Origin of the sequence: Azospirillum formosense (genome assembly GCF_013340925.1) — a bacterium.
In the GTDB taxonomy this organism is placed as follows: domain Bacteria; phylum Pseudomonadota; class Alphaproteobacteria; order Azospirillales; family Azospirillaceae; genus Azospirillum; species Azospirillum formosense.
Genome location: NZ_WHOR01000176.1, coordinates 1 through 12,061 on the forward strand (window position 1 = coordinate 1; position 12,061 = coordinate 12,061).

General features: G+C 69.5%; 14 protein-coding genes. 5 read left to right on the forward strand and 9 right to left on the reverse strand.

What is annotated here, in order from left to right:
• Positions 1–184: 184 nt before the first annotated feature.
• The 6 genes from mtaB to GBZ26_RS20090 form a co-directional block, all read right to left on the reverse strand.
• Complete coding sequence (mtaB, locus tag GBZ26_RS20065; protein ID WP_174440357.1) at positions 185–1,444, reverse strand: tRNA (N(6)-L-threonylcarbamoyladenosine(37)-C(2))-methylthiotransferase MtaB; 1,260 nt, start codon at positions 1,442–1,444, stop codon at positions 185–187.
• 45 nt (positions 1,445–1,489) lie between these two features.
• Entirely contained in the window at positions 1,490–2,326 is an 837-nt protein-coding gene (gene dapF / locus GBZ26_RS20070) for a diaminopimelate epimerase (protein ID WP_174440358.1), read from the reverse strand.
• Positions 2,327–2,401: 75 nt separating this feature from the next.
• Positions 2,402–2,716 (reverse strand): hypothetical protein, encoded by a 315-nt coding sequence (locus GBZ26_RS20075; RefSeq protein ID WP_174440359.1) that lies wholly within the window; start codon positions 2,714–2,716, stop codon positions 2,402–2,404.
• Positions 2,717–2,863: 147 nt separating this feature from the next.
• Positions 2,864–3,298: a GtrA family protein gene (locus GBZ26_RS20080; protein ID WP_174440360.1), complete on the reverse strand. Its 435-nt coding sequence runs from the start codon at positions 3,296–3,298 to the stop codon at positions 2,864–2,866.
• A 2-nt stretch (positions 3,299–3,300) separates the two neighbouring features.
• On the reverse strand, positions 3,301–4,329 hold the full coding sequence (locus GBZ26_RS20085; protein ID WP_246653658.1) for a glycosyltransferase family 2 protein: 1,029 nt from the start codon (positions 4,327–4,329) through the stop codon (positions 3,301–3,303).
• A gap of 55 nt (positions 4,330–4,384) precedes the next feature.
• Positions 4,385–6,028 carry a hypothetical protein gene (locus GBZ26_RS20090; RefSeq protein WP_174440361.1) on the reverse strand — a complete coding sequence of 548 codons (1,644 nt, stop codon included), beginning with the start codon at positions 6,026–6,028 and terminating at the stop codon, positions 4,385–4,387.
• A gap of 261 nt (positions 6,029–6,289) precedes the next feature.
• On the opposite strand from GBZ26_RS20090, the gene leuD reads away from it, so the two are divergent.
• Together leuD and leuB are read left to right on the forward strand one after the other, a co-directional pair.
• Positions 6,290–6,901 carry a 3-isopropylmalate dehydratase small subunit gene (gene leuD, locus GBZ26_RS20095; protein WP_145677319.1) on the forward strand — a complete coding sequence of 204 codons (612 nt, stop codon included), beginning with the start codon at positions 6,290–6,292 and terminating at the stop codon, positions 6,899–6,901.
• A gap of 138 nt (positions 6,902–7,039) precedes the next feature.
• Positions 7,040–8,155 (forward strand): 3-isopropylmalate dehydrogenase, encoded by a 1,116-nt coding sequence (leuB, locus tag GBZ26_RS20100; protein ID WP_174440362.1) that lies wholly within the window; start codon positions 7,040–7,042, stop codon positions 8,153–8,155.
• 102 nt (positions 8,156–8,257) lie between these two features.
• Here the strand turns inward: leuB and GBZ26_RS20105 are convergent, their stop codons facing one another.
• The gene (locus GBZ26_RS20105; protein WP_149164357.1) at positions 8,258–8,578 is read right to left on the reverse strand and encodes a con-10 family general stress protein; all 321 of its coding nucleotides are present in this window, start codon (positions 8,576–8,578) and stop codon (positions 8,258–8,260) included.
• Between the two features lie 199 nt (positions 8,579–8,777).
• Between GBZ26_RS20105 and GBZ26_RS20110 the strand changes: the two genes are divergently transcribed.
• On the forward strand, positions 8,778–9,296 hold the full coding sequence (locus tag GBZ26_RS20110) for a hypothetical protein (protein WP_174440363.1): 519 nt from the start codon (positions 8,778–8,780) through the stop codon (positions 9,294–9,296).
• A 31-nt stretch (positions 9,297–9,327) separates the two neighbouring features.
• On the opposite strand, the gene GBZ26_RS20115 is transcribed toward GBZ26_RS20110, so the two are convergent.
• Positions 9,328–10,209: an HpcH/HpaI aldolase/citrate lyase family protein gene (locus tag GBZ26_RS20115; RefSeq protein ID WP_174440364.1), complete on the reverse strand. Its 882-nt coding sequence runs from the start codon at positions 10,207–10,209 to the stop codon at positions 9,328–9,330.
• 165 nt (positions 10,210–10,374) lie between these two features.
• Between GBZ26_RS20115 and pdxY the strand changes: the two genes are divergently transcribed.
• Together pdxY and GBZ26_RS20125 are read left to right on the forward strand one after the other, a co-directional pair.
• A complete protein-coding gene (gene pdxY, locus GBZ26_RS20120) occupies positions 10,375–11,235 on the forward strand; it encodes a pyridoxal kinase PdxY (RefSeq protein ID WP_174440365.1) in 861 nt (286 codons plus the stop codon).
• Positions 11,236–11,285: 50 nt separating this feature from the next.
• Complete coding sequence (locus tag GBZ26_RS20125; protein ID WP_174440366.1) at positions 11,286–11,864, forward strand: LOG family protein; 579 nt, start codon at positions 11,286–11,288, stop codon at positions 11,862–11,864.
• 12 nt (positions 11,865–11,876) lie between these two features.
• Here GBZ26_RS20125 and GBZ26_RS20130 read toward each other — a convergent pair.
• Positions 11,877–12,061 (reverse strand): hypothetical protein (locus GBZ26_RS20130; RefSeq protein ID WP_174440367.1); only part of this gene is annotated, 185 nt, incomplete at its 5' end.

Sequence of the window (12,061 nt, forward strand, 5' to 3'; positions counted from 1 at the left end):
CTCGGGCACCGGGGGCGGCTCCTCGGCAACCGGTTCCGGGGCCGGTGCCTCCTGGGCCGGTTCCGCGGGCGCGGGCTCGGCGGGGACCGGCTCCGGGAGCGGGGCGGTCGTCTCGTCCTTGCGGGCTTGCTCTTCGGGCTTCTTGCGGCCGAACCAACGCAGGATCATGGCGTGTCCACTGTTCTCAAAGGGGGGTGCCGGTCAGCGCGCCGCCGGCCACGCCGGTGACCGTGGCGCGCAGGACGGAGCCGGGGGGCCGGGGCGTGCCCAGGCGGATTTCGGCGAAATGCTGGGTGCGGCCGAGATCGTCCTTCTCGACCAGCACCGACACCTCGCGCCCGACCAGCGAGGCCAGCGTGCGGGCCTCCGCCTCGGCGCCGCGCGCGCGCAGACGGGCCGCGCGCTCCTTGCGGAGGCCGCCGTCGACCTGCGGCATGCGGGCGGCCGGGGTGCCGGGGCGCGGGCTGTAGGGGAAGACGTGCAGCCAGGTCAGGCCGCACTCCTCGACCAGCCGCAGCGTGTTCTCGAACATCTCGTCGGTCTCGGTCGGGAAGCCGGCGATGAAGTCGGCGCCGAACACCATGTCGGGACGCAGGGCGCGCACGCGCTCGCAGAAGGCGATGGCGTCGGCGCGGCTGTGCCGGCGCTTCATGCGCTTCAGGATCATGTCGTCGCCGGCCTGGAGCGACAGGTGGAGGTGCGGCATCAGCCGCGGCTCCGTCTCGATCAGCCGCCACAGGTCGTCGTCGATCTCGATGCAGTCGAGCGAGGACAGGCGCAGCCGCGGCAGTTCCGGAACCAGCGCCAGCAGGCGGCGCACCATCTGGCCCAGCGTCGGCGTGCCCGGCAGGTCGGGGCCGAAGCTGGTGATGTCCACGCCGGAGAGCACGACCTCGTTGTAGCCGGCCTTCACCAGCGCCTGCACCTGCTCTACCACCGCGCCGATGGGGACGGAGCGCGACGGGCCGCGGCCATAGGGGATGATGCAGAAGGTGCAGCGGTGGTCGCAACCCTGCTGGACCTGGACGAAGGCGCGCGCCCGGTCCTCGAACCCGCCGATCAGATGGCCGGCGGTCTCCTTGACCGACATGATGTCGTTGACCAGCACCTTCTCCGCCGGGGCCAGACCCCAGCTTTCCGGCTGCAGCTTCTCCTGGTTGCCCAGCACCTGATCGACCTCCGGCATGGCGCCGTAGCGCTGCGGGTCGATCTGGGCGGCGCAGCCGGTCACCACGATGCGGGCGTTCGGCCGCTCGCGGCGCAGCTTGCGGATGGTCTGGCGGGCCTGCCGTTCCGCCTCCGAGGTCACCGCGCAGGTGTTGACGATGACGACGTCCTCCAGCCCGGCGTTGCGGGCGTGGGTGCGCATCACCTCGGATTCGTAGGTGTTCAGGCGGCAGCCGAAGGTGACGATCTCCGGCTCGTTGGTCACAGTGTCGCTCATGCTCTTTCAGCCTAACGGGCGGTCCTACGCTTCAATGGAGACCGCTCAGACGGCGACCAGCTCCGGAGACAGCCGCCCGGTGTAGCTGAGGGCGACCGGACCGGTCATCAGGACGCGGCCGTCCTCACGCCATTCGATGGTCAGGGTGCCGCCGTCCAAAATCACGTCGACCTTGCGGTTGGTCAGCCCGCGGCGGATCGCGGCGACCGCGGTGGCGCAGGCGCCGGTTCCGCAGGCCTGGGTGATGCCGGCCCCGCGCTCCCACACGCGCATGCGGACGGCCGTGGGGGACAGCACCTGGACGAACTCGACGTTGGTGCGCTCGGGGAAGGCCGGATGATTTTCGAACACCGGGCCGACCTCGGCCAGCGGCACCGCCTCGGCGTCGTCCACAAAGAAGACGGCGTGCGGGTTGCCCATGCTGACCGCGGTGGGACCGGCGAAGCCGCCGTGCGACACCGCGTCGAGGCGCAGCGTGTCCGCCGGTTCCGCCAGCGGGATCTGCGCCCAGTCCAGATTGGCCGGACCCATGTCCACGGTGATGCGCCCGTTGTCGGCGCGGCTGGCCCGCAGGATGCCGGCGTTGGTCTCGAAGGCGACGCGCTCCGCCCCCGCCTCCTCCATCAGCAGCCAGCCGACGCAGCGCGAGGCGTTGCCGCAGGCCGACACCTCGCCGCCGTCGGCGTTGCGGATGCGCATGAAGCCCGCCGTGCCGTCCGTTTTCGCCGGCTCGATCACGATGAACTGGTCGCAGCCCACCCCGGTCTTGCGGTCGGCGATGGCACGCACCTCGGCCTCGGCCGGCGAGTACGGCGTGTTGCGGGCGTCGATCACGACAAAGTCGTTGCCGAGCCCGTGCATCTTCAGGAATTCGCGCGTCATGACCGCCGTTATATGGCGACCGGGCCTGCGGAGTCCATGGCTGCACGGGGTGGTCGCGGCAAAGAGTTCACGGAGTCACTGGGTTTCGGCCCCGCCGGTGTCGGCCGTGTCCCCGCCGGACGGGGTGGTGCCCGACGCCGGGGGGATGCCTTCCAGCAGGTCGAGCATCCGGGCGAGGGTGTCCTCCGACTCGGGCCGCGGCGGCGTTCCACCGGTGCGCTCCCACGCCTCGTAATCCCAGCCCGCGGCGCCCATCGCCATGTCGGGCAGTATGAAGTGCCCGTCCGTGGCGTGGGTCGGCGGACCGTCCGCGCGGGACAGCCCGACCAGCAGGGCTATGGACACGGTGACTCCGGCCACCCAGGCCCACAGCACGTCGCTGTTGTTCATGGCTTCCTCCCGGCTCCTTGCCAAGGCAGGTCGGTGTCGGGGCCATTCCCGTTGGATGCGCCCCATTCCATGGACTTCGGGTGTCTGTGGCGGCGCACAATGGGACTTCCGGCGCTATCCGGAAGGAGGGGCTCAGGACTTCGAGGATCAGGCGCCCTTGAAGACCAGATGCTTGGAGGCGGCGAAGTTCAGGACCATGCCGGACAGCGAACCGGCGGCGACGGCCAGCACCGGATGGGCCTCGGCCAGCGGCAGGGTGGCTTCCAGCCCGATCGAGACACCGTAATTCACCACCCCGCCGAAGGCGTTGGCGGCCAGGAAGGCCGCCCATTGCCGGTACAACGGCGCGTCGGCCGCGCCGCGGAAGGTGAAGGCGCGGTTCAGCGCGAAGGTCGTGGTGGCGGCGGCCAGATAAGCCGGGATGCGGGCGGCAAAGAACTCCAGCCCGGCGCCGAACACCAGCGCATAGACCACCGCCGTGTCCACCACCAGACCGACCACGCCGACGAGGCCGAACTTGCCGAACTGCACGGCCAGCCGGCCGAGCCGGCTGTCGGACAGGGTGCCGCAGAGATCGCCCATGGTCAGGACCCGGCGGCCTTGCGGACCGGATGGACGCCCGGCGCGGGGATGGACAGGTAGCGCATGCGCTTGGCCTCGCGGCGCCCCAGCGTGACGGTGTCGAGGATCAGCCCGCAGGTCAGGCTGAGGAAGCCCAGCAGCATCAGTCCGGTGGACAGAACGGCGGTGGGCAGGCGCGGCACCAGACCGGTCTGCAGGTAGGTCGCCACAACCGGCCAGGCGAGAATCACCGACGCCGCGGCCAGCGCCACGAAGATGGCGAAGAAGAAGGGCAGGGGGCGCTCCTCCTTCACCAGATTGACGATGGTGCGCAGGATGCGGACGCCGTCGCGGATGGTGTTCAGCTTGCTGTGGGAGCCCGGCGGGCGGTCCTTGTAGGGCGCCTTGATCTCGGCGATGGGCATGTTCAGCTCCAGCGCGTGGACGGTCAGCTCCGTCTCCGTCTCGAAGCCGCTGGCCAGCGCCGGGAAGGATTTGATGAAGCGCCGCGAGAAGACGCGGTAGCCGGACAGCATGTCCTGGATGCGGTTGCCGAAGATCAGCGCGACCATGCCGGTCAGCAGCTTGTTGCCGAAGCGGTGGCCGGGCCGGTAGGCCTTGACGATCTCGGTGACGCGGGCGCCGTTGACCATGTCGAGCTGGTCCTCCCACAGCCGCTTGACCATCAGCGGCGCGGAGGGCGCATGGTAGGTGTCGTCGCCGTCCACCAGCACATAGACGTCCGCCTCGATGTCGGAGAACATCCGGCGCATGACGTTGCCCTTGCCCTGCAACGGCTCGTGCCGGACCACGGCGCCGGCGGCCTTCGCCACCTCCACCGTGCGGTCGGACGAATTGTTGTCGTAGACGTAGACCGTCGCGTCGGGCAGGGCCTCGCGGAAGTCGCGCACGACGGCGGCGATGGCCGTCTCCTCGTTGTAGCAGGGGATCAGCACCGCCACCACGGGAGCCATTGCGGGCGCCGTGTCCGGGTCCGGCTCCATGGTCGGGGCTGCGGACGCTGCAGGGCGGTCGATGGTGGAGACGGTCATGGCGATGCGCTTCGAAACGGTGCCGGTGTAGGGTTAAACAGCACAATCGCCTGATTTAATCCACTGACCTTTCAAGGTCCGCCATTCGTTGCACGGCGCAGAGGTTCAGCGGCTCGCCCAGGTTGTTGGGGATGACGCGGCAGTTGTCCTGCGCCACCCGCAGCCCCAGAAGGGCCGCGGCCTTCGCCGCGCCGGGCGTGTCGGGGATCGTGCTGAGCATCAGGAAGGGACCGCGGTGCGCGCCCACCTTGTCCTGCATCAGGGCGAGGTAGCCGTTGCCGACCGAGTCCGGCTGGAGGAAGTTGGACTGGATGCGCACGAAGGGGATGCGCGGCGGGAAGGCGGGGATGACGTGGGAGATCGCCCAGTAGCCGGCCATCAGCACCATCGTGTCGTCCGGGTCCGCGATGGGCGGCACGGCGGCCTCGACCCAGCGTTCGCTCCACGGCACGCGGCCCCAGTCGGCGGGCCGGGCGGTGGCCTGGACGAGCAGCAGGAGCGCCGCCGCCAGGACGAGCGCCGCCCGGCGCGGCACCGGCAGCAGGCCCGCCGCCATGACGATGGCCAGCGGGGCCAGCATCTCCAGCGGCACCAGATAGCGGTAGATGCAGAACATCCCCACCCACAGCGCGTAGGTCACCGTCATGGCCGTCAGCAGGTAGCGGGTGGCGGCGGTGTCTGTCAGTCCGGCGGCCGTTCCGCCGGACGGGGGGCGGTGGAAGGCCCGCCCGAGCAGCGCCAGCGCCGCGGCGACGGGCACGAGGAGGAACAGCACCAGGACGCGCAGGTCGAAGAAGGGAACCTCGCCGACCTTCAGCGGGGCGAAGGGGAAGACCAGCGGGAAGAACAGGCGCTCCAGCCGCGAGTCCGGGAAGAAGCTGACGTTGACGTAGCCGGACAGCGCGGCGAAGGGCGACTTGAAGATCTGGTTCATGTGCGGGAAGACGGGGTTCCCGTACTCCACCCACAGATGGGCCATCCAGAAGCCACCGCACAGCGCCAGCCCGCCCAGCACCCCGACGCCGAAGAAGAAGGCCAGCCACAGCCGCCGCCAGGGCCGCGCCGGCACAGCCAGGAAGGCGAGGCAGAGCCCGACCGCGTAAATCACCGTCGGGTTCTTCATCCCCATCGCCGCCCCGGCCATCAGCCCCGCCACGGCCACCCGCGCGAAGGCGCCGGGCGCCGGCCCGTCGATCAGCCGCGGCAGCGACCCGGCCACCACCACCAGCGCGCCGAGCACGCCCAGACTGACCATGTTGTCGTGGAAGGTGGTGCCGAGCAGCCCCAGCGTGCCGCCCCCGAAACCGGCCATCGCCGCCAGCAGGGCGGCCAGAGCCACCCGCTGGCCCGCGCCGCCGACGCGCAGCGTGGCGTGGGCCAGCAGGAAGGCCAGCGCCAGATTCAGCCCGTGCAGCGTTCCCCAGACGAATCCCGCCGCGCGCGCCGGGAGTTGGCTGGCGAGCAGATAGAAGGGCACGTCCAGCAGGGGGTTGTAGAAGCTGGGCATCTGCGCCGGCAGCATGTCCATGCCCAGCCGCCCGGTCAGCAGGGCGTAGGCGTTGTACCAATGGTAATTCCGCAGGTCCCAGTTGGCGTCCATGCCGAGCGCCAGCCCAAGCAGGCCGTAGAGCGGCGGGGCGAGCAACAGGAAGGCGAGCGCCGCGGTGCGCGGGCGGCGGGCGGTGGGAAGCAAGGTCATGGAGATCGCGGAACCCAGGGGAGCGTCCGCCCCTTGGTAGGCGAGGGAGCGTCCCGCAGCAAGGACGGGATGCCGGGCTGGGGGCGACGGAGGGAATTCGGGAGCAATTTCGTTGCGTCCGGCTGTGTTCCGGGATGCGGAATCGCGCGCCGCGGGCGCCGTTTGCGGCAAGCTTCCTCTGGCAATGGCGGGACGGGTCTGCTATTCACCGAACTCCGCATGCACACGCTTGCGCCTCTTTTGCGCGACAGGATTCTGGCGATGGAAAAGTTTACGGTTCTCACCGGTGTTGCGGCGCCGCTGCCGATGATCAACGTCGACACCGACATGATCATTCCCAAGCAATTCCTGAAGACCATCAAGCGGACCGGGCTGGGCAAGCATCTTTTCGACGAGATGCGCTACACCCCCGAGGGCGCCGAGGTCGCGGAATTCGTCCTCAACAAGCCGGCCTACCGCAGCGCCAAGATCCTCGTGTCGGGCGACAATTTCGGCTGCGGCTCCTCGCGTGAGCATGCGCCGTGGGCGCTGGCCGATTTCGGCATCCGCTGCATCATCGCGCCGAGCTTCGCGGACATCTTCTTCAACAACTGCTTCAAGAACGGCATCCTGCCGATCAAGCTGCCGAAGGAACAGGTCGACCTGCTGCTCGACGACGCGTCGCGCGGGTCGAACGCCATCGTTTCGGTGGATCTGGAAAAACAGGAGATCACCGGTCCGGACGGTGGCAAGATCAGCTTCGAGGTCGATCCCTTCCGCAAGCATTGCCTGCTGAACGGGCTGGACGACATCGGTCTGACCATGCAGCAGGCCGCCTTCATCGACCAGTATGAAGGCAAGCAGCGCGGCGGCCAGCCCTGGCTCTGGGGCTGAACCAAGCCAACCGATACCGGCCCAATGGCATCAGGCCATGACGGCCTTGCGGACCGGCGGGGGTGGACCCACCTTCCGGCCTGTCGGTCCGCGGATTAGACAACACTGATAAAGTCTCCAATGGGGAGTGCGTGCGCCATGCCCGCCAACAAGAAGCTTCTGTTTTTGCCCGGCGACGGGATCGGTCCGGAGGTCATGCGCCAGGTGCGCCGGGTCATCGACTGGCTCGACCGCAAGCGCAACGTCACCTTCGACGTCACCGAGGGGCTGGTCGGCGGTGCGGCGATCGACGCCTACGGCGTTCCCCTGAAGGACGAGACGCTGGCCGACGCGCTGGCGGTGGACGCGGTGATGCTGGGCGCCGTCGGCGGCCCGAAGTGGGACAACCCCACCGACTACACCAAGCGTCCGGAAGCCGGCCTGCTGATGCTCCGCAAGGAGCTGAACCTGTTCGCCAACCTGCGCCCGGCGGTGGTGTTCGACGCCCTGGTCGATGCCTCGACCCTCAAGGCCGACGTCATCAGGGGCCTGGACATCCTGATCGTCCGCGAGCTGACCGGCGGCGTCTATTTCGGTGAGCCGCGCGGCATCACCGACATCGGCAACGGCGAGCGCCGCGGCGTCAACACCCAGGTCTACACGACCAGCGAGATCCGCCGGGTCGCCCGCGTCGCCTTCGAGCTGGCGCGCAAGCGCGGCAACAAGCTCCACTCGATGGAGAAGGCCAACGTGATGGAATCGGGCCTCCTGTGGCGCCAGGAAGTCACGAAGCTCCATCAGGAGGAGTTCTCCGACGTCACGCTGGAGCACATGTACGCCGACAACGGCGCCATGCAGCTTCTGAAGAACCCGAAGCAGTTCGACGTGATCGTCACCGACAACCTGTTCGGCGACATCCTGTCGGACGAGGCGGCGATGATGACCGGCTCGCTCGGCATGCTGCCGTCGGCCTCGCTCGGCGCCCCGGACGCCAACGGCCAGCGCAAGGCTCTCTACGAGCCGGTGCACGGCTCCGCCCCGGACATCGCCGGCCGCGACCTCGCCAACCCCTGCGCGACGCTGCTGTCCTTCGCCATGTGCCTGCGCTACTCGTTCAACATGGACGAGGAGGCGAAGATGCTGGAGAAGGCCGTGCAGAACGTGCTGTCGGGCGGCATGCGCACGGCGGACATCATGGCGCCGGGCATGGCCCGCTGCTCCACGACCGTCATGGGCGACTCGATCCTGCGCGAGCTGGACAAGCTGGCCTCCTGACCGGTTGCGGTCCCGGCCCGGCGGGCCGGGGGACGCTGACCAGCGGACGGCGAAAGGAAAGCCCCTCTCCGGTGTGGAGAGGGGCTTTCTTCGTCGGTGCCGTCAGTCGCCTTCGCCCGGGCGCAGGGCGGCCCCGCGTCCGCCATGGCTCGCCTGCCCGCCCTTTCGCCCGGCTTCGGCGGCCAGGGACGGGTTCTTGGAGAAGCTGCGGGAGGACGCCGGTACGCTCCGGCCCCCCTTCCGCCCCGCCTCCGCGGCGAGTTCCGGGTTCTTGGAGAAGCTGCGCTTGTCGGCTGGCACGCTTTCCCCGCCCTTGCTGGCGATCTGGCGTTGCCGGTCACGGTCCATCGACGCGAAGCCGCGGTTCGATGTGCGACCGCTCCCGGTTTGGACTTCGTCTTGGCCGTTGTCTTTCGAGGCCATCTTCAACCTCCACCTCTGCCACATGTCGGAAAACCGATGGGGGGCGACTTGGTTCCGGGGAGGTCGTGATTCCGATTCCTTCGGCACCCCTAAGTGGCATCAGGATCCATCGGACGGCATCCGGGAACGCTTCGCCTCCCGATCGGTTGAGCGGACGGGGGTAAGCCGAAGCGGGACCACAAAGCAGAGAGGGTCTACGATGGGAGTCGAACTCACGGCCGAACGACGGCTGCTGTCCGAAAAGGAATTCGAGCAGGTTCGCCGCAGCCATTACCCGGAACTGGAGTCCCTGCCGCCCGATGAGACCCTGACGCTCGCCCGCTGGCTGCGGGGAGAGCGTGACCGGGCGCGCGACATCATCGCCTCACGGCGCCGCGGACGGCGGGGCAAGGCCAGCGGCACCGGCCAGCAATCGGCCGCCGCCAGCGAGCGTGGCCTGTCGGCCAAGAAGCAGGTTTATGCGCGGGCCTTGAAGCGGGTGAACGGGCGGCTGGAGCGGTTCCGCGCCGAGCGGCGGCGCGCGATCGTCCAGGCCAACCTTAAGGACGCCCTGAAGCGCAAGCAGGAGGCGGAGCCCCAGCACCCGTCCCCCGGGCGCACCCCCCGCAAGGGCATGCGCCCGATCCCCAGCGGGCGCCGGACGGTCGACACCGACCCACGCGAGATCGGGCGGGTGTCGCAGTTCGTCAAGGACGCCCAGGCGCGCCGCGATTCCTGATCCAGCGTTGTGAATCCTGAGCGGCGGGTGTTCAGCCCGCCGCCTCCAGCGCCCGGATCGCCTCGGCCATGGCGACGAGGCGCCGGGCGTTTTCGACGTGCAGGTTCTCCACCAGCCGTCCGTCCACCAGAACCACGCCCTTGCCCTGGGCGACGGCCTCGGCGTGGGCCTGGATGATGCGGTGGGCCTGGGCGACCTCGTCCTCGCTCGGCGCGAAGGCGGCGTTGCAGGCGGCGATGGTCTTGGGATGGATCAGCGTCTTGCCGTCGAAGCCAAGCTCCCGCCCCTGGGCGCAGGAGTCGGCGAAGCCCGCGTCGTCGTTCAGGTCGAGATGCACCCCGTCGAGGATGGCGAGGCCGTAGGCCCGCGCCGCCAGCAGGCAGAGGCCCAGGCTGGTCAGCATCGGCAGCCGGTCGCGCGTGTGCGCCGCGTGCAGGTCCTTGGCGAGGTCGGAGGTGCCCATCACCAGACCGCCCAGCTTCGGGCTGGCACCGGCGATCTCCTTGGCGTTGAGCATGCCCAGCGGCGTCTCCATCATGCACCAGATGGTCTGTCCGTCGGGCGAGCCGTTGGCGCGCAGCACCGCTTCGGCCTGGCGGACCATATCGGCGCTCTCCACCTTCGGCAGCAGCACCACGTCGGCGCCGCTGGCGGCCGCCATCACGAGGTCGTCGTAGCCCCAGGGGGTGTTCAGCCCGTTGGTGCGGACCACCAGCTCCCGCCCGCCATAGCCGCCGGCGGCGATGGACGCCTTGATGGTGGCGCGGGCCTCGGCCTTGGCGTCGGGGGCGACGGCGTCCTCCAGATCGAGGATCAGCCCGTCGGCGGGCAGGCTGCGCCCCTTCTCCAGGGCGCGGGCGTTGGAGCCGGGCATGTAGAGCACGCTGCGGCGCGGGCGGGCGGTGGCGGCCATGGCATTCCCTCAGGCGTTCTTGTGTCGTTGCCGCAGGATTAGCCGCGTCCGATCCCCCTGTCCATGCGGCGCGTAAGGCGTGAAACTCTGGTCTGCATGGAAACATCCCCAGCGTGTGGCGCGGACGGTTTAGGATGCGCGCCCAACCTTTCGGATCGTCCGCCCATGAAGACCGTCATTTCGATCCAGTCCCACGTCGCGTACGGCTATGTCGGCAACCGGGCCGCGGTGTTCCCGCTGCAGCGGTTGGGCTGCGACGCCATCGCGGTGAACACGGTGCAATTCTCCAACCACACCGGCTACGGCGAATGGACCGGACAGGTCTTCACGGCGGAGCATGTGGCCGACCTGATGGACGGCATCGCCGCGCGCGGCGTCCTGCCGACCTGCGACGCGCTGCTCTCCGGCTACATGGGCGACGTCGGGCTGGGGCAGGTCATCGTCGAGACGGCGGCCCGGCTGAAGGCCGCCAACCCGCGCGCCGTCTACGCCTGCGACCCGGTGATGGGCGACGTCGGGCGCGGCTTCTTCGTGCGCCCCGGCCTGCCGGAGTTCATCCGCGACCACGCCGTCCCCGCCGCAGACCTGATGACCCCCAACCAGTTCGAGCTGGAGTATCTGACCGGCCGGACGGTGGAGACGCTGGACGACGCGCTGGCCGCCACCGCCTCCCTGCGGGAGCGCGGGCCGCGGCTGGTCCTGGTGACCAGCCTGACCCGCAAGGACGCCGACCCCGGCCACATCGAGATGCTGGCCGACGACCGGGACGGCGCGTGGCTGGTCTCCACCCCGCGCCTGCCGCTGGACCCGCCGCCCAACGGGTCGGGGGACGCCGTGGCCGCCCTGTTCCTGGCCCATTATCTGAAGGCCTTCGATCCGGCGGATGCGCTGGAGCAGGCGGCGGCGGCCATCTACGCCATTTTCCAGACCACCCGCCGGATGGGCACGCGGGAGCTGCAACTGATCGCGGCGCAGGACGAGTTCGTGAACCCCGGCCAGCGCTTCACGGCCACCCGCGTCCGGTAAGCCACCTGTTACGACAAGCGTCCAAGAGACGGCGCGCACAGAGGAACGACATGCGGATTTGCGTCTATGCCGGGTCCAACCCCGGCACCAACCCGGCCTATGGCGAGGCCGCGGAGCAGCTTGGCCGCCACATGGCGGAGCGTGGCATCGGCCTCGTCTACGGCGGCGGGCGGACCGGCCTGATGGGGCGGATCGCCGACTCGGTCCTGGCGGCGGGCGGCACGGTCACCGGCATCATCCCGCAATTCCTGATGGACAAGGAGGTCGGCCACAAGGGCCTTCAGGAATTGCGGATCGTCGCCACCATGCACGAGCGCAAGGCCCTGATGGCCGAGCTGTCCGACGGCTTCATCGCGCTGCCCGGCGGCATCGGCACGCTGGAGGAGCTGTTCGAGGTGTGGACCTGGGCGCAGCTCGGCCGCCACGACAAGCCTTGCGGCCTGCTCAACGCCTCCGGTTTCTACGACGGGCTGGCCGGCTTCCTCGACCATGTGGCGGGGGAGCGCTTCATGCAGCCCAAGCACCGCGACATGCTGATCGTCCGCGACACCGCGCCGGGCATCCTGGACGCTTTCGCCGCTTACGAGCCGCCGGCGGTGAGGAAGTGGCTGGACGAGGCCCGCACCTGACCCGGCGAGGCCTTACGGCTCAAGCAGCTTCTTCATCAGGGCGTTCCAGTCGCGCTTGAACTGGGTGCCGAAATCCACCTCGGCGACCGCTCCGCTGCGGCCCGCGGGCCGGACGATGGCCGCCGCCTGGGAGTCCGGCTGCGCCTTTGCCTTGCGCTGGACGGTGACGACCCGCTTCTTCGGGGGCGGGTCGTCAC